Genomic DNA, 24,061 nt, shown 5'->3' on the forward strand with positions numbered 1-24,061 from the left:
TTTTCTGTTTAATTTTTACAATTCCTCTTTTTATGTTAGTTAGGGTATTTTACAGTCTATCGACAATCGGATAAAACCAATTTCCCATCTCCTGCTATCCTGCCAGTTTTATCACTTCTTCTGCAATTTTTTTTGCAGCTTCCGGTTTACCCAAAAGCTTAATATTTTTGGCCAGTTCCTCCTGCTTTTCACCATTTCCCAACAACAGAATGGCTTCATCAATTAACTTTTCCCTGGCTTCATTATCCTTTATCATGATGGCTGCATCCTCCTTTACCAATGCCATGGCATTTTTAGTCTGATGATCCTCAGCCACATTTGGAGAAGGAACTAATATCACAGGTTTTCCTACCAGGCAAATTTCAGAAATACTCAGTGCTCCAGCCCTTGAAATCACCACATCCGCACAGGCATACGCCAGATCCATTCTATTGATAAAAGCATTAAACCAAAGGCCTTCCCTTTTCTCTTCCCCTAATCGCGATTTCATACTTTCATAATAATATTTCCCTGTTTGCCAGATAATCTGAAAACCTTCTTCCAGCAGTTTATCTATCCCTCCAATTACACTTTCATTGAGGGTTAAAGCCCCAAGACTTCCTCCTACAACCAAAAGTGTTTTTTTCCCCGCATCCAAACCGAAATGGAGGTAAGCTTCTGCCTTCACATCTTCCAGTTTGGAAATATCTTTTCTCACCGGATTTCCGGTAAAGATGATTTTATCCTTGGGGAAATATTTCTCCATCCCGTTATAAGCCACACAAATCTTATCCGCCTTTCCTGCCAGCCATTTGTTTGTCAATCCGGCATAGCCATTTTGCTCCTGAATTAAGGCAGGTACTTTTTTCCTTTCTGCACTTTTCAGTAAAGGACCACTGGCATAACCACCTACTCCCACCACTACATCAGGCTGAAATTCTTTTATAATTTTCGAAGCCTTAGCTAAACTTTTTAAAAGTTTTATAGGAAACATCAGGTTACTCAAAGTAAGCCTTCTTTGGATGCCCGTAATCCCCAAGCCAATAATTTCATATCCAGCCTGTGGTACTTTTTCCATCTCCATTTTCCCTTCGGCCCCCACAAATAGGATTTCTGTTTTGTCATCTATTTCCTTTAAGGCATCTGCTATGGCAATAGCTGGGTAGATATGGCCTCCAGTGCCTCCACCACTAATAATTACCCTGATATGATCCTTTTTAGATGACATTTATTTTCTTTACTTTATTTTTTATCCTACAGCATTAGAAGCAAACACAGGCTTCTTTTCTCTTTTCCTTGAATTTCCTCTTTTTACCAAATCTCCTCCTTCCTCATCCATCTCCACCGCCCGGCTCACACTTAATATCATTCCCATGGTTACTCCGGTAAATACCAGAGAAGTTCCCCCCATACTTAAAAGTGGAAGGGGTAAACCTGTGATGGGGAAAACTCCAACCACCACACCCATGTGCACAAAAGCCTGAACAATAAGACTAAAAGTAAGTCCTGCAACCAGCAAGCCTCCAAACGCCCGACTGGACTTCCCTACCACCAACATGCCCCGATAGAGCAAGGTCAGGTAGGCTCCGATAATTGCGAGTGCCCCTAAAAGGCCATATTCCTCCACAATAATTGCAAAAATAAAATCAGAATAAGGGTGTGGTAAAAAATTCCTTTGTGTACTTTTCCCCGGTCCTTTTCCGGCAATTCCTCCTGAGTTAATGGCAATTATTGACTGCTCAGCCTGAAAAGATTTTGCTCCGTCATTCATATAGGAGGTCAACCTGCTAGCTCCTGTACTTCCCCTTTGTCCGAAAGTAAAAGCAAAAGCGCCTGCCATCGCCCCAACAATCATCATCATTCCCAAATATTTCACAGGTACTCTTCCTATGAAAAGTAGAAGAGAACAGGTCATAAAAAGTAAGGCAGCACTCGATAAATCTGACAAACCGATTAGCCCACAAACAATCCCTACCCAGATTAATAATGGACTAATTGCTTTTTGATATTCTTTAATACTCAATTGCCTTTTGGAAAGCATACTGGCCACATTGGAAATTAAGGCCAGCTTGGCAAAATCCGAAGGCTGAAAAGAATAATCGATAAAGGGAATAGTTACCCATCTGGTAGCTCCATTGATGGTATCACCAAACTGCCATGCAAAAATTAATAAAGGCACAGAAGCCAATAGTGCATATCTGGAAAGCCTTGAATAATACCGGTAATCGATCCGGTGGCAGATGAACATTGCGCCAAAAGCCAAAAGAATGAGTACAGTATGCTTCATTAAAAAATGCTCTGTATTTCCATCAGCAAGTCTGTAGGCCAGATTCCCAGTGGCACTGTACACCACCAAAATACTCACCAGAGACAAAATAATGGTTACCATCCATATGATTTTGTCTCCCTCCAAATGTTGCAGTATGTATCCGCTTTGAGTTTGATTATTCTCCATTATTTTTAACTTTTTCCGAATGCTACATTCATTCGTAATCCACTAATATTTTTCCTGACAGCTTCCTTAAACTGGTTTCCCCTGTCTTCGTAATTTTTAAACAAATCGAAACTTGCACAGGCAGGAGAAAGCAAAACTAAATCTCCTTTCTCCGCAAAATGATAGGCTTTCATGACCGCATCATTCACATCCTGGGTTTCATAAAAGAAGCTGGTTGTTTCTCCAAATTCCCTGTTCAGTTTTTCATTATCCACCCCAAGGCAGATAATTCCTTTTACCTTCTGCTCAACCAGCTCCTTAATTGGTCCGTAGTCGTTTCCCTTATCGGTTCCTCCGACTATCCAAATAATTGGGTTTTCATAGGCATCGAGTGCATAAATTGTAGAATCAACATTTGTCGCTTTAGAATCATTTATAAAAATTACATTATTAATTACAGCTACTTCCTCCAACCTGTGTGGAGCATTTTTAAAGGTTTTTAATCCTTCTTTAATTTTATCCTGTTCCAGCCCTACCCGCATGGCGGCAATTATCGCAGCAGACATATTCAGGGCATTGTGCTTTCCTTTCAAGGGCAATTCACGATAAATCACCTGCTTTTCCCTGGCTTCTGGTTCATCAAATAATGGTGAAAAGAAAGCCGGAATATTCAGTTCTCCATTCACCAGAAAGGCTCCGGAAAAAGTCTCAGTCCAGAAACTTCCAGTGTCCCTCCTGTTTATTTCCCTGGCGATATTCTCATCATCCGCATTGTAGATAAAAGTATCCCCTTCTGCCATGTTTTCAATTATCCTGAATTTGGCAGCTGCATAGTTTTCTATTTTGTCCTCATATCGGTCCAGATGATCCGGAGTGATATTCAACAGCATGGCGATATTTGGCCTGAAACCATGGATATCATCCAGTTGAAAACTACTTATTTCCAACACAAAATAATCGTAATCCTTTTCTGCCAGCTTTCTGGCAAAACTCTCCCCTATATTACCACCAATAGCCACATCCAAACCCGCATTTTTTAATAAATGATAAGTTAATAATGTGGTAGTAGTTTTTCCATTAGTCCCGGTAATGGCAATCACTTTCCCTTTGGTAAAGCGACTTGCAAAGTCAATCTCAGAACTTATTTTAATGCCCTTTTTCCTAAGCTTTTGAATAATTTCCGCTTTTTCAGGAATTCCAGGACTTTTTATCACTTCATCCGCACTGAGAATTATCTCCTCACTATGTTTTCCTTCTTCAAACTTAATCTTGTTGTCCACCAATTCCTGCTGAAATTTTGAGGCAATCTTCCCACCATCAGACACGAATACTTCGTAGCCTTTTTTGAGGGCAAGTATGGCTGCTCCAACCCCACTTTCTCCTGCACCCAATATGATTACCTTTTCTTTCATTGCAGAAATGAATCAGTTTAATGGACTAATTGTGTTTTTTAATAAATTGGTTCAATCATTAAAGCCTGAATTTGGTAGTTTAAAAAGAAGTCATCCAACTTGTTTGAATTGAGCATTATTTCACCTGCAAACAAGAAGTTGTGACAAACAATTTTTAGTTATTTCTGATTAAAATTTTTATTTGGTCAATTGTTAAAGCAAATCGGTCTAATTGTAAAGCTTGAGGGAAACTCCCTCGGAAAATATTTTGGTTTAAATTTTTATCTTACCTTTAATGTAGCCAGTGTGGCAATGGCGAGTAACAAACCCATTATCCAAAACCTGGTTACAATTTTTGCTTCGTGTATATTTTTCTTTTGGTAATGGTGATGAAGCGGAGACATTAAAAATATCCTTCTTCCTTCACCATACTTTTTCCTGGTATATTTGAAATACCCCACCTGCAACATTACAGAAAGGTTTTCCACTAAAAACACTCCGCATAGCAACGGAATTAATAATTCTTTTCTAATGACAAGGGCCAAAACTGCAATTACTGCCCCAAGCACCAGACTTCCGGTATCTCCCATAAAAACCTGGGCCGGGTAAGAATTGTACCACATAAACCCGATGCAGGCTCCGACAAATGCCATACAAAAAATCACCACCTCTCCCATGTTTGGGATGAACATAATATTGAGGTAATTGGCAAAAATGGCATTACCAGAAACATAAGCCAACACCGCCAAAGTTGCCCCAATAATGGCTGAAATTCCAGCTGCCAGCCCATCAATTCCATCAGTAATATTCGCTCCATTCGACACTGCAGTGATAATAAAAATCACAATCAGAATGTAAAGCACTGGCGTTAAAAAATCGAAAGGAACAAAATTGGCATAATCCAACTCATTGTTCTTTACAAAAGGAATGGTGGTTTGTGTAGATTTTACATCTTCATAATTGGAAGGCTCCAAAGCCTGCTCAATAGTTTGTCTATTTACATCCACTTTAAAATCCCGGACCACAACTTCACTGTGGTAGTATAAAGTGACACCCACAATGATTCCCAATCCAATCTGACCGGCAATTTTAAACCTGCCTTTCAGTCCCTCTTTATTCTTTTTAAAGATTTTTATATAATCATCAATAAACCCGATCAGTCCCATCCAGACTGTGGCAATAATTAGCAGCACGATATACACATTCAGTAAATCGGCAAACAGGAATACTGGGATCAGAATAGTGGCTATAATGATCAATCCACCCATTGTTGGCGTTCCCCTTTTCTCCATTTGCCCTTCCAGACCCAAATCTCTTATAGTCTCTCCAACTTGTTTCTTTTGCAGAAATCTGATAATTCTTTTACCGAAAATGGCTGCAAAAAGCAGGGAAAATCCGGCTGTCATCAATGCCCTGAAGGATATGTATTGGAACAATCCTGATCCGGCAAAGTCGAAGTGTTCGTCTAAAAATTCAAAAAGGTAATAAAGCACTTTGTCTTAAATAATTAAGTTAAAAAACCTGTTTTTGTCAGTCAGTAAAAAATTGTTAGTTTCATTCATTTCAAAAAATCAAGAAAACAGGTTTATTAAACACTACTTTCTCCTTCCATCCACTATTTATTATTTAAGCTCCAATTAATATTTCTTCCAATATTTTTTTATCGTCAAAAGGATGTCTTACTCCTTTAATTTCCTGGTAATCCTCATGACCTTTTCCAGCGACCAAAACAATATCACCCGGCCCGGCCAGCATACAGGCCGTTCTTATAGCCTCTCTTCGGTCCGTAATACTCAGGCATTTCCTTGCATTGCTGATATCGATTCCCTTCTTCATATCCTCAATAATTTTTTCAGGATCTTCACTTCTCGGATTATCCGATGTCAACACCACTTTATCACTCAGTTTGGCAGCTATAGCCGCCATTTTTGGCCTTTTTTCCGCATCTCTGTCCCCGCCACAGCCTACCAGGGTAATGATATTTTCCCCGGGAACCCTGATCTCACGAATGGTTTCCAGTACGTTTTTCAAAGCATCGGGCGTATGCGCATAATCCACAATTGCTCTGATATTATCTTTTGAAACAATTTGTTCGAAGCGGCCCTTAGCCGGCTGAATCATCGACAAATATTTTAGTACCTCTTCTTCATTTTCCCCAAGTAACACCGATGTGGCATAAATAGCCAAAAGATTATAGGCATTAAAAGCTCCGGTTAGCCTAAACCAAACTTCCTTATTATCAATCTCCAAAAGCAATCCTTCAAAAGAATTATCCACCAGCCTGGCCCTGAAATCTGCCATGGTATTTAAGGCATATGTGTTCTTATTTGCCAAACAGTTTTGCAACATCACCATACCCCGCTTGTCATCCTTATTGGTAAGGGCAAAAGAGGTCTTGGGCAAATTGTCGAACAACTTCTTTTTTGCCCTGATGTAATTATCAAAAGTCTTGTGATAATCCAGATGATCATGAGTGATATTGGAAAAAACAGCCCCTTCAAAATGCAACCCTGAAACTCTTCCCTGCTCAATGGCGTGAGAACTCACTTCCATGAAACAGAAATCGCATCCCTCTTCTACCATTTCATCCAAAAGACGGTTAATTGTTAAAGCATCTGGTGTAGTAAATTTGGTATCTAATATTTTGTGGTTGATCTTATTTTCTATGGTAGATAAAAGCCCTACCTGGTAACCTAAATGCTGAAAAAGCTCATGCAAAATAGTTGCAGTGGTGGTTTTCCCATTTGTGCCGGTGATCCCTACCAGTTTTAATTTTTTGGAAGGTTCATCGAAAAAGTTATTGGCATAAACCCCCAAAGCCTCTGCAGAATTATCAACAATCAGATAAGTAATTTCATCGGAGACCACTTCCGGAAGAACTTCACAAACAATCACTTTTGCCCCGCTGGCAATAGCCTGATCAATAAACCTGTGTCCATCTACGGTAACCCCGACCACCGCTACAAACATATCTCCATGCTCAACCGCCCTGGAATCAAACTGAATTTGGTTGATTTCCATGTCCAGCTGTCCCTTTGTGGATATACTTGGGTAAGTCCCTAATATGGATTTTAGTCTTTTAATGATCTTGATTTATTTTTGAAATTCCAGTACTAATTCATGAGAATTTTCATCTCATTTACAGTCAGTTGTGGCAAAAATCAAAACTTTTCATTTTGCCTTTTTTTATCAACCTTAAAGTAATACTTTAAGTGATTTCACTATTCTCCCCTCCTACCCTATTGTTGTAAATTAAAAAATTCTAACCTAAACTAATATAAATCACCCCACCTTTCCTGGCTTTTCCTCCGGGTTTAAGAGATTGCCTCTGCACCCTGCCAGTTCCCCTCGATTTTACTTTCAATCCCTGGTTTTCCAACAAATACAAAGCATCTTTCAAAGTCATGCCTACTACATTGGGCACCTGTCCCTGATCTACCGGATTACTATGCCACTGTATGGTATCGCCAGAAGTTCCTGATTTTACCCAGCTGGTGGTATTATAAGAAACACTTTTTAAGTTAAACTGCTCCGTTAACAGCTCCAAATCCTCATATTTACCAGCCCTGATTAATGGGAAAACGCCATCTGCAATTAAGGTATCTGGCAATGTTTGCTCCACTCCCTGAATAAAAAGCAAATCTGCAATTTCCCTAAATATCGGAGCAGCTACTTCACCTCCATAATGAGCTCCATTTTTAGGATCATCAATGGCTACCAAAATGCTGTACTTCGGATTATCAGCCGGGAAATAACCAGCAAATGAAGTATAATAACTATCTACATACTGCCCATTTTTCAACTTATGGGTAGTCCCTGTTTTCCCAGCAATAGTATATTCCGGAGTCTTTATTTCTTTGGCTGTTCCTCTTTTTACCACACCTTCCAAAAGCTCCCTTACAATCTTTAAAGTATTATCAGAGCAAATTTTTTCATTTAAAACTTCCGACTGATATTCTTCAATAACTTTATTCCCACTATATACCTTCCTGACAATAATAGGAGAAATCAGTTTACCATTATTGGCCACTGCATTGTAAAAACTCAACAATTGAAGTGGAGATAATTTCACCTCATATCCAATGGATAACCAAGGCAAAGAACAACCACTCCATCCCTGTTCCCCTGGCTTATTCACATAGGGCACTCCTTCTCCCACCATCTGGAAATTCATGTTACTGGTCAGTCCAAATTTATCCAGATAATTCAGATACTTGTTTGGTTTATCATTAAAATGCAGAAAAACCAATCTGGAAGTACCTATATTGGATGATTTCTCAAATACAGTTCTAATCGGAATTTTGCCATATCCATAATAAACAGCATCTTTCATCACACAATCCTCATAAAACTCAAACTTTCCATCGTGAGCGTTTACCGTATCATCAATGGAAATATTGGTTTCTTCCAAAAGCGCCATAAAGGAAGCCAGTTTAAAGGTGGAACCCGGCTCGGTAGTTCCCTGAGGTCCAATGGCATAATTATAATCTTCAATATAATTTCTTCCATGTTTACTCAGGTTTACCATGGCTTTAATTTCCCCCGTCTCTACTTCCATCACAATGGCTGATCCATATTTTGCATTGTGCCGCTTTAAAGCCTTTTCCATAATCCTGGTGGTATGTTCCTGAAAACCAATATTTAAGGTAGTTTCAATATCAAGACCATTCTCCGTTTTCACTTCCCAGTCATTATTTACAGGCTTCCAGTCCCCACCGGGTATTTTCTGGTATAAAGCTTCTCCGCTAATTCCGGCCAGTTTACTATTGAAACTTTTTTCCAGACCAACACCTTTCACTTCATTAGCCGAATCCAGTCGGATGTGGCCTATCGTTCTTCTTCCAAGAGAACCAAATGGCAAAAATCTTTTATCTACTTTTTCGAAGATCACCCCACCATACCATTTTCCCTCTCTGAATAAAGGCCATTCTTCCATCATTTTTTTATGATGGTATTTCACATGTTTTTTACTTAATAATTTATACCTTTTTCCACTTTCCCTGGCCGATTTCAATTCTTCTGCATATTCTTCAGCAGTTTTGTCTTCAAAATATTCTGCCAGTAAAAATGAAAGTGTATCTACTGTGCTGTTAAATAGTTCATCAGTGGGAATAGATGGATCAAGTGCCACCCTGAAAAATGGCAATGAAGTAGCAAGCAGACTACCATCATCGGAAACAATATTTCCCCTGGAAGCCTCTACTTTCATGAACTTCAAACCATATTCAGTTGCTGCTTTTTGCCATTTCTCATCTTCCACTACTTGGATATCAAATATTTTTACCAGAATAATGGCCGCAAGAAGCACAACCGATAAAAAGGCCAGCCTGACTCTTACTAATATGGATTTCCTGATTCCCATTGGTCTTCTTCCTATTCTTTTATTTCAATTTTAATTACAGGTTTATCATTTTCAATTAAACCAAGTCCTTTTACTTGGTTTACAATTTCATCTCTTTTACTCATATTAATATACTCATACTTTCTGGAGCCATAATTTACCCTGAGTTTTTCAACATCTTTTTCCAGTAAATTTATTTCTCTCACCACTCTATCTGCATAATAAGTATTCGCAATATAGATCACTCCGAGAAATGTAAGGAAAAAGAAATACGGTACATACTTGATGGCAGTTTTGTCATCAAAAGCGAACTCGAATTTGTACCCGGACAAATTCCCCAACACTCCTTTTTTTTCTTCTTCCGGCTTAGCGTAAGTATTAGTACTCATAATCTAAATCTTTATGCTATTGTGTTATTTATTTTAAATCATTTTTAGTGGCAATCCTCAACCTCACACTTCTTGCCCTGTTATTTCTGGCAATCTCCTCATCCGATGCCTTTATTGGTTTATTGCTCACCGGAGTAAATGGCCTTATTAAATTACCATAAAAATCTTTTTCCACTTTCCCCTCAAGATTCCCGGTTTTCAAATAATTTTTCACCAGTCTGTCCTCCAATGAATGGTAGGACATGACTACCAATCTGCCTCCTGACTCCAGCACCTCCTCCGTTTGGAGCAGCATTTCTTTCAAAGCACCCATCTCATCATTCACCTCAATTCTTAGCGCTTGAAAAACCTGGGCAAAATATTTAAACTCTTTCCCCTTCTGGGAATATTTTTCGACTATATCTAATAAGTCTTTTGTAGTTTCAATAGACTTTCCTGCCCTGCTGTTCACAATTCCTGAGGCCAGTTTCCTGAAATTCTTCACCTCCCCATAGCTACTAAATACAACCACCAACTCATCCTCACTGTATTCATTTACAATTTCCTTGGCTGTAATCCCTTTGGTCTGATCCATTCGCATATCCAGCTCTCCTACTCCCCTAATGGAGAATCCTCTTTCCCCTTTATCAAACTGATGGGATGAAACACCTAAATCAGCCAAAATCCCGGAAACTTTGGGAAAACCTAAAATTTTCAAATACCGTTTCAGGTGTCTGAAATTTGACTCCACCAACGTAAATTTATTTTTATCTAAACCTTCCGCATTTTTCACCGCTTCCAGATCCTGATCAAATGCAATTAATTTCCCTTTATTAAGCTTAGTTAAAATTGCTTTGGAATGTCCTCCCCCACCAAAAGTCAGGTCCACATACACACCATCCGGATTAATTTCCAATCCCTCAATACACTCATCCAACAACACCGGAACATGATAGGTGGCCATATATTCAAAAAATTTATAATTTATTCCTCAATGTTTTCTTCCTGGTTATCCACTTCAACCTTTTCCTCTTCGGTTACTTCTTCCTCTTTTACTTCTTGCTCATCATCATCTTCCCAATTACCCAAATATTTTTGAGCCAGCAATGAATATTCATTCTGGTCACCAAAAAGGAATTCATCATAAACTTCAGGGTTCCAGATTTCCACCCTTTTACCCAAACCAATCAACAACACATCTTTTTCCAGCTTGGCATACCTGAGCATCGACTTTGGAATCACAAACCTCCCGGTTTTATCCAATTCTATTTCAGTGTTTCCCCTCAAAAAAATTCGCTGGAATTTTCTATCCTCTGGATTAAATTCATTCAGTTTTGCCACCTTATTAAAAATCTTCATCCATTCTGCATAAGGATAAATCGTAAGACAAGGCTCAAAACCTCTTTTAATCACTATCTTATTTTCGGAATCTTCTGGTAAATCAGACTTTACCCGGGATGGCAAAACCAACCTACCCTTGGCATCTAATTTACATTCGAATTCACTTGAGAAATAAGACATTAGGCGAAATTTTTCACTTTATATGGTACACCATAATACAAATCTAACAATATAAATTAATTAATCAACCACTTTCAGGCACTTTTTACCACTTTTCCCCCTCATTTTTATAAACTACCCAAACTACTCTTTTATTATACCCCCACTCAAAAAGGTGATTTCGAAAAAAAAGGAAAGTATTTAAAGAAAGAAAAACAAGATATAAAATATTGATATTCAATAAATTATACAAAATTTTGAATTCCAGTCTAAATCCAAATAAAAACAGCTTTTTTTTCACCTAAACACTTTACAAGCATTAACAAATTAAGTGGATTAATTTCCCATACTGCCTGAATCAAGCCCTAAAAACCATATGTTTTTAGAGGGTGTTTTTGATATAGTGGAAGAAAGTGGGAAAAATCAGCAAAATTTACCCAAAAATTGGGGACTTGTGGTTTTTTGAGGAAAAAATGGAAAAATTCACCAAAAACATCCTTTTTTTCAAACCCGATAAATCATTGGAAATGAGTGGAAATAAATACGCATTGAAGCCAATAAGGAAAATAAACCAAGCGTTGGAAAGGTGTATTTTTTAGCACCATGGCAGTTTTTTAGCGCCATTGCAATTCAAGTTTAATGACAGCTTTCAATTAAATTAATCAGATTTTTTGTTGATCAATTGAAAATAATGATGAAGCATTTCCTGAGATTTATTTCCCTTTCATTAATCCTTTTTTCCTGCCAGACCGGAAATATTGATCCTGAATTAATTTCCCTTGGTGAAAGCTTTTACCCCATAGCACCCGGAAGGTTTATTACCTATCAGGTAAAAAGCATCCAATTTGACGAACTCAAAAAAAGTGATACCCTCGAATATCAAATGAAGGAAATCATTAAAGCCCCCTTTGCTGATCTTTCAGGCGATTCGATCTATAGAATTGAACAATTCACCAGAATTGACTCCTCTTACCAATGGAAAATAGATTCGGTTTGGACCTTAAAAACAACGCCATCAAGGATAGTTAAAACAGAGAATAATATTCCGTTTGTAAAGATTGTTTTTCCAATAGAGCACAAAACTACCTGGGATGGCAACAGGTTCAATTCCTTTGGGGAAAATATATACAGTATTCGGGACCTCTATTCTTCCTTTTCCCTCAATAACTTTTCTTTCGATAATACGGTAAAGATAATGCACAGCGAGGACTCAAGTCTCGTAGCCAAAGATGTACGCTGGGAAATCTATGCAGACAGTATAGGTATGATTTACAAACACCATGAAGTACTTCAATACCTCAGCGATTTTAATGACCCTAATTATGGAAGAGACTCTATTATTGGAGGCATTTTTATCTCAAAAAAAATAATTGATTTTGGAATTGAAAATTAATACTTTTTAACCTTGATAAGTAAGCAGAACCCACAAAGCAAAACTATTCCTGATTTTTCTTCAAGTTTAATTCCGGTTACTCTGGAAAACACCCCTTTATATCTTACTCAACCTTAAGGCATTAACAAATCAATTCTATTGAGTAATTTCCATATAATTCTACAAATGGGAACCCAATTTTTACTATATTTTTATCTTCAGGAAACCATTAGGCAATTTCCTGCATTTAATGAAAAAGGGCGGCTAAAAAAGTTGCTTATTATTTAATTAACAAGGGCTATCAACATGTTTAAAACATTAAAATTATATTGAAAAACCTTTATTTTTTTGTACTTTTGCGGTTAAATTAATGTAAATCAAAAAAGGACATGTCGAAGCAGAATCTTAAAATTCTTTATGTTTCAAGTGAAATTAATCCCTTCCTAAAAACCACCGAAGTTGCTGATTATGTGAGGAAATTACCTCAATCTATGCAGGAACGAGGTATGGAAATCAGAATTCTGGTTCCAAGGTTTGGATTAATTAATGAACGAAAAAATCGTCTTCATGAAGTAGTCAGATTATCGGGAATTAACATTGTCGTGGGAGATGAAGAAAAACCCTTAACCATTAAAGTTGCTTCAATTCCAAGTGCAAAACTTCAGGTTTATTTCATCGATAATGAAGATTATTTCCACAGAAAGTCTGTATTTAAAGATAAGCAGGAACGATTTTACAGTGATAATGATGAAAGAGCAATTTTCTTTTGCAAAGGGGTAATTGAAACGGTGAAAAAATTAGGTTGGGCTCCCGATATTGTGCATTGCAACGATTGGATGACAAGTTTGATTCCAATGTACCTGAAAACAACATATAAAAACGATCCTATGTTCAAGGATGCTAAAACTATTTTCACGGTATACAATACACAATTCGATCATAAATTTGAAGGAGACTTAATCTCAAAAGTAAAAATGGTAGATATTGAGGATGGGATGCTAACCAATCTTCAGTCGGCCGATTATGATGGATTTATTAAAATAGGTGCTGAGTATTCCGACATTGTAACCAAATCCAGCAATGAAGTAGAAAATACCATAAATGGACTTCTTAACGAATTTCAGGATAAGAAGAAAATTGATGTGATTGAGGCTGGTGAGGAATATCTGGACTCCTATTATGATCTTTATAACGAATTGTTTGAATAGGCGATAATATTTTTATGAAGAAAAATATTTATTCAAAAGGATTACTCTTAGCAGTAATCCTTTTATACTTTACATCCTGCAACAACCTGGAGGAGATAGGATTAGAACTACAGGGAGATAACCTAATAGTGAGTACACACTTTACTGACACTATTACGGTAAAAACTTCAGTCACACTGGTAGATTCTCTCATTACCAACAACAAAATATTAATTGGAAATCTAAATGATGACAAATTTGGGAAAACTTCCACCAGTAGCTACCTGCATCTTAGGTTAGATACTTTGGATTTTCTTGAAAGTGCTGATGCAATTTTCGACTCAGCCAAAGTGTTTTTTGCTTATACACTGGTTTCCGGAGAGGAAAACAATAGCCAGACTTTTGATCTGTATGAATTAACTCAGGGCTTTGATGATTCCATTTATTATCAAACAAGTAACCTGGAATTCGATCCAAACCTACTGGGCTCTACTGAGGTAAATCCGTCCACCGATACGGTTGATATATTTACCATCAGGGCAGATGGCTACGGTCAGAAAATTTTTGAATATATTAAAAACTTTGATGACCTTAATAACCCCGATAAAGTGGACGAAACCTTTAAAGGGATAAAAGTGGCTCCCGCTCCGGAGGATGACGGATTTGCACTAAAAATTTCACTTCCTACTTCGCAAAGTCCTTCTATCCCCACTTATGTAAGGATTTATTACAGGACAACTGATTCGGAAACGGTAAAAACAAAAACCTTATATTTTAACCGGTCATTCTATAATGCCACACTTGATCTGAGTAGTAATCCGGCTTTGGCAGGGTTACAATTTGGAGAATCTATTCCCACATCGCAATTGCAAAATGAAGGATATTTTATAGGTGGTACTGGCCTGACGCTTAAAATTGAATTTCCTTATCTTGATCAGTTTAAAGGGAATAATGTAGAGTTTTTTGGGGTAAACAGAGCCCAGTTAAGTTTTGACCCGGTAGAGGGAAGTATTTCCAATTATGGAACTCCTTCTGGAAACCTCTCTTTTATTGTATTGAGTGAAGACGGGGAATTAAATTTTTCAAGAAGACTATTGGATGAAGCTTCTCTTCCTCTGGGACAAGATGGACGAAGAATAACTGTAAGTGAGGTTTTTGGAAGTACAACTCCAATAAAAAACATGGTTTATAATTCAAGTGCAGGTACTTATCCTATGGCTGAAATGACTTCATATATGCAGGAGATTATTGAAGGAACCAGGAAAAACACCGGGTTTTACCTGGACCTTAACCCCCTTAGGAATGAAAACATAAACCGTTTATTAATTTCCGATCCAGATCACCCGGGAGAGTCCAAACTCCGCTTGAGAATATTCTATTCAATACTATAATTTTTTATATGTAAGGCAATTATTTTGCATTTTTCAGTTTAATAATTGTCTTACAAATAAATTTTTTCAACTCATTTTTTAACCAAATACTATGTGTGGCATTGTTGCATACCTGGGTAACAGAGAAGCCAGTCCCGTCCTAATAAAAGGGCTTCAAAGATTAGAATATAGAGGATACGATAGTGCTGGAATAGCAGTAATTGAAGACTCACTTGAAGTTTACAAGAAAAAAGGTAAAGTAAAAGAGCTTGAAGATCTTATTCAGAAAGAAAATCTGACAGGAACTATCGGCATAGGCCACACCAGATGGGCCACTCACGGAGAACCGAATGATGTCAATGCTCACCCCCATTATTCTTCCAATAAAAAACTTGCCCTGATTCACAATGGGATAATCGAAAATTATGCTGCCATTAAAAAGGATTTAATTTCCAAAGGGCATGAATTTCAAAGTGAAACAGACTCTGAAGTTTTCATTCATTTTGTAGAAGATATCCAAAAACATAATGAATGCACTCTTGAAGAGGCAGTGAGAATAGCCTTAACCAAAGTAGTGGGGGCTTATGCCATTGTAATAATTTCACAGGATAATCCCAACCAGCTTATTGCAGCCAGAAAAGGAAGTCCTCTTGTGATAGGTATTGGGGCTAATAATGAAGAGTTTTTCCTTGCCTCTGATGCTACTCCCATTATTGAATATACCAAGGATGTGGTTTATCTTAATGATGAGGAAATTGCCATCATCAACAGAAACGGCAATATTTCAATCAAAAACATTGAAGATATAGCTCAAAATCCTTATATACAAACCCTGGACATGGAGCTGGAAGCCATAGAAAAAGGTGGTTATGATTATTTCATGTTGAAGGAAATTTTTGAGCAACCAAGATCTGTTGCGGATTGTATGCGGGGTAGATTGGTTTCTAATAAAGACCATGCAGCTTTAGGAGGAATCAGGAAACATGTAGATGATCTTGTAAATGCAAACAGGATAATAATTGTAGCATGTGGGACCTCCTGGCATGCCGGCCTGGTGGCAGAATATGTTATTGAGGAACTTACAAGGACCCCAGTAGAAGTGGAATATGCTTCTGAGTTTCGTTACAGGAATCCTATTATAAATAAAGGGGACGTTTTGTTGGCCATTTCCCAATCCGGTGAAACTGCAGATACCCTTGCTGCTATTGAGATGGCAAAAGCCAAGGGAGCTGTAATATTGGGCATTTGTAATGTGGTGGGTTCTTCTATTGCCAGAGCCTCGGATGAAGGTGCCTACACTCACGCTGGTCCTGAAATTGGCGTAGCAAGTACCAAAGCATTTACCGCCCAGTTAACTGTACTGAATATTCTGGCATTGATGCTTGCCCGTCATAAAAAGACATTATCAGATAATCAGTTTAAGGAACTTACCGAGGAAATGGAAAGCATTCCCGGGAAAATTCAGGAAGTTCTGGATTTGAACGGCCAGATCGAAGAAATTTCCAAACTTTATAAGGATGCTAAAAACTTCCTCTATTTGGGGCGAGGCTATAACTTCCCTGTAGCATTGGAAGGAGCATTAAAACTTAAGGAAATATCCTATATCCATGCTGAAGGTTATCCTGCAGCTGAAATGAAGCATGGCCCCATTGCCTTAATTGACAAAGAAATGCCGGTGGTGGTTATTGCCACAAGGGATAGTTCTTATGATAAAATTGTTTCTAATATTCAGGAAGTAAAAGCAAGAAAAGGGAAAGTAATTGCCATTGTCACTAAAGGCGATGCTTTAATTCCCAAGATGGTGGATCATGTTATTGAAGTGCCTTCCTGCCATGAAACCATTATGCCATTGATTTCCGTGATTCCGCTTCAATTACTGTCATTCCATATTGCAGTGATGAGAGGCTGTAACGTTGACCAGCCAAGAAACCTTGCCAAGTCCGTTACGGTGGAATAATATCAAATAACTAAAAAAACAAAAGGCAAAGTTGCTTTAATGCAGCTTTGCCTTTTTCTTTGGCCAAAATATCCATTTTCTCTTTCAATTAAATAACCATGAAAAAAACCATTTATAATCCCCAAGCCGGCCAACCTATTGGGCCCTATAGTCAAGCCGTTCTGGCTGGCAATAACCTATTCGTTTCAGGCCAGATTGCCCTTGATTCAGGAACCGGAAACCTAATTAACGACACGATAGAAGAAGAGACCCATCAGGTAATGAAAAACCTGGGATTTATATTAGAAGAAGCCAAACTTTCTTTTAATGATGTAGTGAAGTGCTCAATTTTTTTGAAGGATTTAGGGAATTTTCAGCAGGTGAATGAGGTGTATGGCTCTTATTTTTCGGAGGGTAATTTCCCAGCCAGGGAGACAGTGGAAGTAAGTAAATTACCCAAAGATGTAAATGTAGAAATATCTCTGATAGCCTATAAGGGGTAAATGCTATTAATGCTTTCTTCCCTTAGAATTATACTTTTTCATGCTTTTTTTAGATGCTTTATGCTTGGGCAGCCAGGTCTGACCTTTTGGTTTTTGTCTGTCATAATATGATTTACAGCCTGTCTGTATTCCCAGAAAAAATATTGCCATCAAAAAATAGAAAAATATTTTTCTCAATTCATTCATATTATTTCAATCAAATTTGCCGGAAAAAGAACCTGTTGTACTATGTCACAATTTTAACCAAATCTTGTAGGAACTTGTTCATAAATACAAAAAATTCTGATTCTGCCTAAAAAATGAGTATTGTATATATTTAAGTTTGTTAACGCAAAAATAAGGCCTGTTAGTACTTTCCCCTCTCCCAGGTATTTTGCCGAATGAGCGTTTTTGCAAGGAAAGCATCTGGGGAAATTAAGTATTTGTAAGCGCGCAAATCTCCTGAAAAGTTTCAACAGGTGATATTCTATTCCAAATGCCACCAAGCAATGCCATTCCACTAAACCCCAATTGTTTTACCCGACCGATACTCTGTTTGTTCATACCTCCCAATGCTATAACTGTCGTGTTAGAACCCGCCAGAGCTTGCTTTAAATCCTCAATTTTAAAAGCTGCACTATACCCGGGTTTGGAAATACTATTAAAAATCGGGCTTAAAAACACATATTCAAATATGGGATTATCCTCCGTTAACTGAGCCAAACTATGAAAAGACGTAGATTTAAGGTGTGGATTATTCAATTGCCATGACTCTTTGGTCTTCTCACTATAATGAAGCCCCCTCAGGTCATACTTATCAATTAAATCATGATGAGAATGCAACATTATTCTTGGATGAAACTTTACCGGAACTTTTTGAATATATTGTTCCAGCTCTCTCAAACTAAACTTCGGTTTTCTTAAATGAAATATTTCTAAACCGTGGTTAAAGAAACCTTTTAAATATTCTAGTTCATTCGGAATGGTTTCGGGTGGAGAAAGCACGAGTATTTTCATGGCAAGGGAAAAATTTGATTAAGGAATTGTCATATTTTGTTTCATAATTTCCTTCTCGGTTTTACTTAGCCTTAAATCACCCACAACGCTAAAATAATTAGGATTATTCATGGCGAAAAGTATAAGCATAGCAATATATAAACCGGCAAAAACTATATTTCCAGATAAAAAATAAATCAATACGTTTACCACAGAAGCCACTTCCAGCCAAATGAATTTATTAAGGCTGATAGTATAATAATGAGTCAGTTTTTCCCTCAAATCGGAAATGGTTCTGGATACTTTTAATTTTCTAAAAAAAGCAATGTAGGCAAAGGCCGCCATTCCAAAACAAACCACAGGGATTGACACTAAAAGATAATCAGGTATGGCTTTTAAAACCGGAGAATAATTATTTTCTCTTGAGGCAAAATAAACATACAAAAACACAGGAAGGGGAAACCCCACCATAATATAAAAAGTGGATCTTAATTTTGATAAATACTCTGATGCGTTTTTAAAATTAAGTTCTTTCATCAATATCAATTTATTTAAATTTTCGGCAAAAACTTCTTTTGATTTTCAAAATTAAATAGAGTCATAAGGAAAATCAGCATTCAAATCTAATCTGTAATTTTCCAAAAGTTAAAAATTCCCTTCTTTTCCTTCTTCAAATAATGCATATACTGAGGTTGAGAAATGAAATAATAGGACTTTTAGAAAAAACAGGTTACCATTCCAATTTTGGTTTATTCATAGGTAGAGAGGGAAAATAAAAATGTTATTTTTTTTAACATTATTTATTTAATTTTTAAACAAAAGTTGTTTATTTTAGCATAAATCATTTTTTAAAATTATTTAACCCAATTCTCCCAGTATGAAAACCGCCACTCATAAAACCGAAAGATTACTCAAGGACCTTAAAAATGAAATCTTCTTTATGAATAATCATTTAGAGAAAGTAAGAAAGAATCAAAATATTTGGGAAGACAGAAGAAGCTATGTCAATAGCCTAAAAGAAAAATATAAGAAATAATTTTTCTCTAATTTGAAAAATTCATTTTAAGGAGGATTGCAATTCTCCTTTTAAAAGTAAAAGTTACAATTCCTATCGCAATTAATCAATCGGACTCCATCACAACACAAAACCCAAACTTTCCGTTTGGGTTTTTATTTGCCCTTAAATTTTTATAAATATCTGATAATCAGTATCTTGCAGTTTAATAACGAGTTATTTTGTCAAATTTGCAACACGACTTTGCAACATGATTTATAAAAAAGGGTTTATGCCCGACTTTAGAAAGGCTGTGCTGAAAACGTATGGGGAGGATCTTTCGAAAAGGTGGGTGGTTGAATATTGGCCGTATTCTGTAGAAGCTAATAAGCTTGTTAGAAAACAAATTTTTATCTCTTCAAAAAAATATCCTACTGCTGCGGAAAGGCTTGCATGGGCGGACAGAACTATTGCTGAAATCAATAATAATCTTCAAAATGGTGGATATATTGGTCGTAAGGAAGAAGAGATGGAGCTTTATGATGCCATTTTCAAGTTTATTGAGCATAAGAAAAAAAGTGTGGAGCATGTGGATGTTTATGAACAATTGCTTTACAAAGTATTTCTCCCGTTTTTTTCTAAAAAAAACAATTCCTTAAAGGTTACTGATTTTACCCGATCTGACATCGTTTTTTTTATGGATGAATGTCAGAAAAAATACAATTGGGGTAATAGCACTAGAAATTATAAGAAGAAAATATTATCGATTTTTTTTGAGTTTTTTGTGGATCGGGAAATTATAGAAAAAAATCCTGTAAATGGTATAAAAAGAATAAAAACCCCACAGCCAATTAAGAATTTCCCCTATCTGGATAATGAGGTAGGTGATATTTTCGACTATCTGAAAGTGCATGATTATGAAGTGTTCCTGACTGCATGTTTTGTATATTATTGTTTTTTACGTCCTAAGGAAGTTCGTTTCCTGAAAATAGCTGATGTGGATATTTCAAGTGGTAAAATTCGGGTAGGTTCAAATGTTTCCAAAGTTTCCAAAACTAATTTTGTATTGATCCCGAAGGCATTTATTGCCATTTTGAAGGAATCTGGCTTTTTGGATCATCCAGGGTATCATTACATTTTCCGAAATAAAGGAAAGAAAGGTCAACCGCCTTATGGAAAATCCAACATTCAGAAAAGATTTAGGGCAATCCTAGATGAATTGGGATATGACCATAATTACAGTATGTACAGTTTTAAACATACAGGTTGCTGTAAGTTATACCGGCTTACCAAAGATATAAAACTGGTATCCAGGCAGTGCCGACATAGTAGTATTTCCACAACAGATGTTTATCTCAGGGAATTAGGTTTATACACTGAGGCCACTGACCTGGATGGATTCACCTAACCTACTTTTTACTATCTCTAAGCAATTGTTTGATTTCGGCAATGTCTCTTTTCATATAGCTCAAATCCACCTGCATAGGTTTAAATTCCTGCTCTGCATCTTTGAAGGTAAATTGGTTTTCTTCCAGCTTCTTTATTTTTGATTCTGCATTAGAAAGTCGTGCAAGGGTTGTGAAATAGAACCCAGTCATAATAAAAAGACCTCCCAAAAATGAAGGCACTGCCCAGGTGTAAATTTTATTTATCAAATCAATATTTACTTGTGGTTTCATTTCAATAGTTTCTGATTTTTGCATTTTTCGTGAGCTGATCCTCCAACTTTAAAGTGTTTAAATAAATTTCTTTTTCTCTTTCAAAATCATTGATATCTTTTCTTAAGCCTGCCAGTTCTTTTATCATCATCCTGGACATTTCCAGAGTTTCCTGATTATTGTGTTGACTGACCGCTGTGATGGCCTCATTGCTAGGAGTGGTATTGGCTACTGGCAATGGCCCTCCAGTTGCCATTTTCACTAACCCAAACCTGGAGTATTTCCCAGCCTGATTAATGGTTTTAATGATATCCTGATTATTGGCATAGGCATGTTTATTCACCATAAATTCACCTCCTTCAGCTTCAATATGACCAAAGCCTCCCCAGCCTTGGATGCCTCCCTGGGAATGAGCTGGTCCTTTCAATTCTCCTCCTTTGGCCAGTTTCTGGCTGTTCACTTTTTTAATGGCATTATTGGCTCTGGCCAATGCTGCAGCTGTTTCCAAACCTGCAATCACTGCTCCTGATCCTGGAAGGATCGCATTTATAGGATTGGTGTTGGCATTTTTCCAGATCCCGGCTATTTCTGAAGCCACCTCAGCATTGATGCCTACAATATGAGCTGCCTTTATTTTCTCAAAATGTTTTTTCCTCAGCTCCTCATCTGCTGTCAAATATTCCAGGGTAGCATTGATCGCTGTTTCGGTTCCTTTTATGGCTAACTGGGCTGCTGCTTCCTCTTTTTCCTGGGTTAAATTCTGATGGGCCACCAGGGCATCATACTCCATTTTCTTTTTCTCCTCCTCTGTTTTCTTTCTAATCTCCAGGACTTTTTTCCCAAAATCCTCTTCCAGTTTCAGCAGCTCTGCCTGGCTTTCTTTCACTTTCAGGATTTCATCTTTTTTATACCCAGATACAATTCCACCTCCAGCTGGAGTTTTCTTATCTTGATTGATATCAGTTTTATTTGTGCTCACTGATGAATTAGCTCCAAAATCTTCTCCAGCTCCTAGCAAATCAATCTGATTTCCAGCTCCAAATTGATAGCCTGATTGAAAAGCTGCAGCTGCATTTTTGCCCAGGTTAGTATAATTTTCCACCAGAGATCCGGATAGTTTTTCATAGCCTGATTTGATTTTGGCCTGATCCAAAGTAAAGATCCCTTCAATCACTTCTGAAATCCCATCTTTAGCTTCCAGCAGTGTTTTTTTAATATCAGAAAAAACACTTTTAAAAGTACTGGCCAGGGCATGCAAACCTCCTCTTACAATTTCTACATTATTATAAATGGTAATGAAGCCATTTATCAACCCTCTAAATACTTTCAGGATAGCTGATATGGTGAAGGTCAACACCTTAAATGTTCCGGTTAAGACCTTTACAATCACATCCACTGCACTGGTATTTTCCCCAAATATTTCCAGCTGATCCACCAGGTTGGAAAGTTCCTGGTATAACTGGTAAACCTGTTTTCCCAGGGCTTTGAATATCTGGATAACCGGCTCAGATTTTACATACAATTCCGATAAAAAATTGACAATTTTATCTGATACTTTGGTGATGATCAGGTTGAATTGTTCCTGATCTTTTTGCATTTTGATTTGCGCCTGGGTGTAATAATCTGCTGAGGCAATCAGGTCCTCAAAACCACCTTCAATATTCTCCAGGTTCTTTAAGAAATTAATGGTGAGTTCTTCTCCCTGGGAGCCAAACACATCTGAAATGATCTTTTGTGTAGCTGTAGCCCCAATATTTAGCTCATTCATTCTTTTTGTGATCCTGACCATAGCATCTCCAGTTTTTAGAGATCCCTTGTCAATTTCATCAAAAAGTTTTTCCTTAAAATCTTTTCCCAAAGATGTAATTGCTTCTTTAGTTGCATCTGTTGGATCCCTTAACCTTTGCCCGGCTTCCTGGTACAAATCTGCCACTACATCCAGGTTCCTGGCTCCAGCTCTTTCAGCTCTGATCAGAGTGCCCATGAAATCTTCAAAACTTCCTCCAGCCTCAGCTATTTTGGGTGAAAATTCCTGGACCACATCCAAAAATTCCCCTTGCGAATCTACCAGTAAATTGGAGGTGAGCAGGAGTTCATCCAGGATTTTTCCGGCTGAGCCTCCAAAAGCTTCATAGGCTACTTTAGCAGCTCCTGCAGCGGTTTTAGTGTCTTCACCCATAGCATTCGCCAGGGTGATACTTTTGGCAGTTAATGCATCAATATCTTCTCCACTTTCTGAGAATAACAGCCTGACATCCCGCCTGGCTTTTACTGATTCTATTCCAATCAAACCTAGTCCCTGGACTACTTCCAAAATCTTATCTACCAACAGGATAATTCCGGTGGCCTTGAAAGCCGTTTTCATAAAACCTCCCACTTTATTCACTGCAGTACCAAACTTTCCCATGGATTGGTTGGCATGATCAATCTTCTTTTTGATCAGACCGGTTTCTTCTCCAACTTTCTGAGTGGCTGCTTTTACCTGGTCAAGTTTATTTTTATATTCTTGGATTTTGTTTTTATCATCAGGATTGATATTGGCCAATACCGCTTTTAACTTCCTGGCATCTGCATGAAGTTCTTTGAGGGTGGTAGCAGAGCCTTTACCATCAATATTTAATTTGATTACCTTTTTATCTCCTTTTCCTCTGGCCATAATGGTTTGATTTTATAATGCCAAATTGGAAATTTTCCATGCCCTTTTTAAGGACAAAAAAAAGCATGACCAAACTCGGCCATGCTTTTTACTATAAACAAAATGGAAGTTTAAACCTTATCCCTGTCCATCACCATCATCATCTATTTCATCAAAACCCAGCTCAGTTTCTGCTTTGAAATAAGCTTCATTGAAGGCAATGACTACCTTTTTTACTCTATCCTTAAAAAGGAACTGCACTACTTTACTATCTTTTTTCTTACTCACAGCCTCCACCAATGCAGTAGTGGCAGTTTGAAGAATTAACGGAAAAAATGCTTTTAACATGATTTTCAATTTTTAATGAATGATTAATTAATCAATTATTTAGAGTTACTAATGTGGGGTTTATTCAGCT

20 protein-coding genes and 1 pseudogene are annotated in these 24,061 nt (G+C 37.3%); 7 read left to right on the forward strand and 14 right to left on the reverse strand.

Annotation, left to right across the window (positions count from 1 at the left end):
* Positions 1–94 precede the first annotated feature (94 nt).
* The 9 genes and pseudogenes from murG to mraZ form a co-directional block, all read right to left on the reverse strand.
* Positions 95–1,207 (reverse strand): undecaprenyldiphospho-muramoylpentapeptide beta-N-acetylglucosaminyltransferase, encoded by a 1,113-nt coding sequence (gene murG / locus A3EM_RS0127030; protein ID WP_020531374.1) that lies wholly within the window; start codon positions 1,205–1,207, stop codon positions 95–97.
* Positions 1,208–1,228: 21 nt separating this feature from the next.
* The gene (locus A3EM_RS0127035; RefSeq protein WP_020531375.1) at positions 1,229–2,434 is read right to left on the reverse strand and encodes an FtsW/RodA/SpoVE family cell cycle protein; all 1,206 of its coding nucleotides are present in this window, start codon (positions 2,432–2,434) and stop codon (positions 1,229–1,231) included.
* Positions 2,435–2,439: 5 nt separating this feature from the next.
* Positions 2,440–3,825 carry a UDP-N-acetylmuramoyl-L-alanine--D-glutamate ligase gene (murD, locus tag A3EM_RS0127040; RefSeq protein ID WP_020531376.1) on the reverse strand — a complete coding sequence of 462 codons (1,386 nt, stop codon included), beginning with the start codon at positions 3,823–3,825 and terminating at the stop codon, positions 2,440–2,442.
* Between the two features lie 260 nt (positions 3,826–4,085).
* Positions 4,086–5,297 (reverse strand): phospho-N-acetylmuramoyl-pentapeptide-transferase, encoded by a 1,212-nt coding sequence (gene mraY / locus A3EM_RS0127050; RefSeq protein WP_020531378.1) that lies wholly within the window; start codon positions 5,295–5,297, stop codon positions 4,086–4,088.
* A 133-nt stretch (positions 5,298–5,430) separates the two neighbouring features.
* Entirely contained in the window at positions 5,431–6,888 is a 1,458-nt protein-coding gene (locus A3EM_RS0127055) for a UDP-N-acetylmuramoyl-L-alanyl-D-glutamate--2,6-diaminopimelate ligase (RefSeq protein WP_026210631.1), read from the reverse strand.
* A gap of 178 nt (positions 6,889–7,066) precedes the next feature.
* On the reverse strand, positions 7,067–9,166 hold the full coding sequence (locus A3EM_RS0127060) for a penicillin-binding protein (RefSeq protein ID WP_020531380.1): 2,100 nt from the start codon (positions 9,164–9,166) through the stop codon (positions 7,067–7,069).
* An 11-nt stretch (positions 9,167–9,177) separates the two neighbouring features.
* Positions 9,178–9,534 carry an FtsL-like putative cell division protein gene (locus tag A3EM_RS43820; RefSeq protein ID WP_020531381.1) on the reverse strand — a complete coding sequence of 119 codons (357 nt, stop codon included), beginning with the start codon at positions 9,532–9,534 and terminating at the stop codon, positions 9,178–9,180.
* Between the two features lie 28 nt (positions 9,535–9,562).
* Entirely contained in the window at positions 9,563–10,477 is a 915-nt protein-coding gene (gene rsmH, locus A3EM_RS0127070) for a 16S rRNA (cytosine(1402)-N(4))-methyltransferase RsmH (protein WP_020531382.1), read from the reverse strand.
* Between the two features lie 122 nt (positions 10,478–10,599).
* A pseudogene (mraZ, locus tag A3EM_RS0127075) lies at positions 10,600–11,034 on the reverse strand (division/cell wall cluster transcriptional repressor MraZ); the annotation flags it as partial.
* Between the two features lie 670 nt (positions 11,035–11,704).
* On the opposite strand from mraZ, the gene A3EM_RS0127090 reads away from it, so the two are divergent.
* The 5 genes from A3EM_RS0127090 to A3EM_RS0127115 all read left to right on the forward strand — a co-directional run bounded on the left by A3EM_RS0127090 (position 11,705) and on the right by A3EM_RS0127115 (position 17,381).
* Positions 11,705–12,406 (forward strand): hypothetical protein, encoded by a 702-nt coding sequence (locus A3EM_RS0127090; protein WP_020531386.1) that lies wholly within the window; start codon positions 11,705–11,707, stop codon positions 12,404–12,406.
* A gap of 368 nt (positions 12,407–12,774) precedes the next feature.
* Positions 12,775–13,593, forward strand: a complete 819-nt coding sequence (locus tag A3EM_RS0127100; RefSeq protein ID WP_020531388.1) for a glycogen/starch synthase — start codon at positions 12,775–12,777, stop codon at positions 13,591–13,593.
* Positions 13,594–13,607: 14 nt separating this feature from the next.
* Positions 13,608–14,963, forward strand: coding sequence for a DUF4270 family protein (locus tag A3EM_RS0127105; protein WP_020531389.1), 1,356 nt, complete (start codon positions 13,608–13,610; stop codon positions 14,961–14,963).
* Positions 14,964–15,054: 91 nt separating this feature from the next.
* Entirely contained in the window at positions 15,055–16,899 is a 1,845-nt protein-coding gene (gene glmS / locus A3EM_RS0127110) for a glutamine--fructose-6-phosphate transaminase (isomerizing) (RefSeq protein ID WP_020531390.1), read from the forward strand.
* Positions 16,900–16,997: 98 nt separating this feature from the next.
* Complete coding sequence (locus A3EM_RS0127115; protein WP_020531391.1) at positions 16,998–17,381, forward strand: RidA family protein; 384 nt, start codon at positions 16,998–17,000, stop codon at positions 17,379–17,381.
* Positions 17,382–17,795: 414 nt separating this feature from the next.
* Here A3EM_RS0127115 and A3EM_RS0127125 read toward each other — a convergent pair whose 3' ends face one another.
* Together A3EM_RS0127125 and A3EM_RS0127130 are read right to left on the reverse strand one after the other, a co-directional pair.
* The gene (locus A3EM_RS0127125) at positions 17,796–18,377 is read right to left on the reverse strand and encodes a thiamine phosphate synthase (RefSeq protein ID WP_020531393.1); all 582 of its coding nucleotides are present in this window, start codon (positions 18,375–18,377) and stop codon (positions 17,796–17,798) included.
* A gap of 18 nt (positions 18,378–18,395) precedes the next feature.
* Complete coding sequence (locus A3EM_RS0127130; RefSeq protein WP_020531394.1) at positions 18,396–18,893, reverse strand: hypothetical protein; 498 nt, start codon at positions 18,891–18,893, stop codon at positions 18,396–18,398.
* A gap of 340 nt (positions 18,894–19,233) precedes the next feature.
* On the opposite strand from A3EM_RS0127130, the gene A3EM_RS48065 reads away from it, so the two are divergent.
* Together A3EM_RS48065 and A3EM_RS0127140 are read left to right on the forward strand one after the other, a co-directional pair.
* Positions 19,234–19,392, forward strand: coding sequence for a hypothetical protein (locus A3EM_RS48065; protein ID WP_020531395.1), 159 nt, complete (start codon positions 19,234–19,236; stop codon positions 19,390–19,392).
* A 229-nt stretch (positions 19,393–19,621) separates the two neighbouring features.
* On the forward strand, positions 19,622–20,758 hold the full coding sequence (locus tag A3EM_RS0127140; RefSeq protein ID WP_020531396.1) for a tyrosine-type recombinase/integrase: 1,137 nt from the start codon (positions 19,622–19,624) through the stop codon (positions 20,756–20,758).
* A gap of 1 nt (position 20,759) precedes the next feature.
* Here the strand turns inward: A3EM_RS0127140 and A3EM_RS0127145 are convergent, their stop codons facing one another.
* The 3 genes from A3EM_RS0127145 to A3EM_RS0127155 all read right to left on the reverse strand — a co-directional run bounded on the left by A3EM_RS0127145 (position 20,760) and on the right by A3EM_RS0127155 (position 23,991).
* Entirely contained in the window at positions 20,760–21,053 is a 294-nt protein-coding gene (locus tag A3EM_RS0127145; RefSeq protein ID WP_020531397.1) for a hypothetical protein, read from the reverse strand.
* Positions 21,031–23,664: a phage tail tape measure protein gene (locus A3EM_RS0127150; RefSeq protein WP_020531398.1), complete on the reverse strand. Its 2,634-nt coding sequence runs from the start codon at positions 23,662–23,664 to the stop codon at positions 21,031–21,033. The genes A3EM_RS0127145 and A3EM_RS0127150 overlap by 23 nt, the downstream gene beginning before the upstream one ends.
* A gap of 117 nt (positions 23,665–23,781) precedes the next feature.
* Positions 23,782–23,991 (reverse strand): hypothetical protein, encoded by a 210-nt coding sequence (locus tag A3EM_RS0127155; RefSeq protein WP_020531399.1) that lies wholly within the window; start codon positions 23,989–23,991, stop codon positions 23,782–23,784.
* Between the last annotated feature and the right edge of the window lie 70 nt (positions 23,992–24,061).

Origin of the sequence: Flexithrix dorotheae DSM 6795 (assembly GCF_000379765.1) — a bacterium.
GTDB classification, from domain to species: Bacteria; Bacteroidota; Bacteroidia; order Cytophagales; family Flammeovirgaceae; genus Flexithrix; species Flexithrix dorotheae.

What these genes read in the sequence shown, in the direction of transcription:
- murG (WP_020531374.1), bottom strand. Translation starts at nt 1,207, where the DNA reads ATGTCATCTAAAAAGGATCATATCAGGGTAATTATTAGTGGTGGAGGC.
- A3EM_RS0127035 (WP_020531375.1), bottom strand. Translation starts at nt 2,434, where the DNA reads ATGGAGAATAATCAAACTCAAAGCGGATACATACTGCAACATTTGGAG.
- murD (WP_020531376.1), bottom strand. Translation starts at nt 3,825, where the DNA reads ATGAAAGAAAAGGTAATCATATTGGGTGCAGGAGAAAGTGGGGTTGGA.
- A3EM_RS0127060 (WP_020531380.1), bottom strand. Translation starts at nt 9,166, where the DNA reads ATGGGAATCAGGAAATCCATATTAGTAAGAGTCAGGCTGGCCTTTTTA.
- A3EM_RS43820 (WP_020531381.1), bottom strand. Translation starts at nt 9,534, where the DNA reads ATGAGTACTAATACTTACGCTAAGCCGGAAGAAGAAAAAAAAGGAGTG.
- rsmH (WP_020531382.1), bottom strand. Translation starts at nt 10,477, where the DNA reads ATGGCCACCTATCATGTTCCGGTGTTGTTGGATGAGTGTATTGAGGGA.
- A3EM_RS0127090 (WP_020531386.1), top strand. Translation starts at nt 11,705, where the DNA reads ATGATGAAGCATTTCCTGAGATTTATTTCCCTTTCATTAATCCTTTTT.
- A3EM_RS0127100 (WP_020531388.1), top strand. Translation starts at nt 12,775, where the DNA reads ATGTCGAAGCAGAATCTTAAAATTCTTTATGTTTCAAGTGAAATTAAT.
- A3EM_RS0127105 (WP_020531389.1), top strand. Translation starts at nt 13,608, where the DNA reads ATGAAGAAAAATATTTATTCAAAAGGATTACTCTTAGCAGTAATCCTT.
- glmS (WP_020531390.1), top strand. Translation starts at nt 15,055, where the DNA reads ATGTGTGGCATTGTTGCATACCTGGGTAACAGAGAAGCCAGTCCCGTC.
- A3EM_RS0127115 (WP_020531391.1), top strand. Translation starts at nt 16,998, where the DNA reads ATGAAAAAAACCATTTATAATCCCCAAGCCGGCCAACCTATTGGGCCC.
- A3EM_RS0127125 (WP_020531393.1), bottom strand. Translation starts at nt 18,377, where the DNA reads ATGAAAATACTCGTGCTTTCTCCACCCGAAACCATTCCGAATGAACTA.
- A3EM_RS0127130 (WP_020531394.1), bottom strand. Translation starts at nt 18,893, where the DNA reads ATGAAAGAACTTAATTTTAAAAACGCATCAGAGTATTTATCAAAATTA.
- A3EM_RS48065 (WP_020531395.1), top strand. Translation starts at nt 19,234, where the DNA reads ATGAAAACCGCCACTCATAAAACCGAAAGATTACTCAAGGACCTTAAA.
- A3EM_RS0127140 (WP_020531396.1), top strand. Translation starts at nt 19,622, where the DNA reads ATGATTTATAAAAAAGGGTTTATGCCCGACTTTAGAAAGGCTGTGCTG.
- A3EM_RS0127145 (WP_020531397.1), bottom strand. Translation starts at nt 21,053, where the DNA reads ATGCAAAAATCAGAAACTATTGAAATGAAACCACAAGTAAATATTGAT.
- A3EM_RS0127150 (WP_020531398.1), bottom strand. Translation starts at nt 23,664, where the DNA reads ATGGCCAGAGGAAAAGGAGATAAAAAGGTAATCAAATTAAATATTGAT.
- A3EM_RS0127155 (WP_020531399.1), bottom strand. Translation starts at nt 23,991, where the DNA reads ATGTTAAAAGCATTTTTTCCGTTAATTCTTCAAACTGCCACTACTGCA.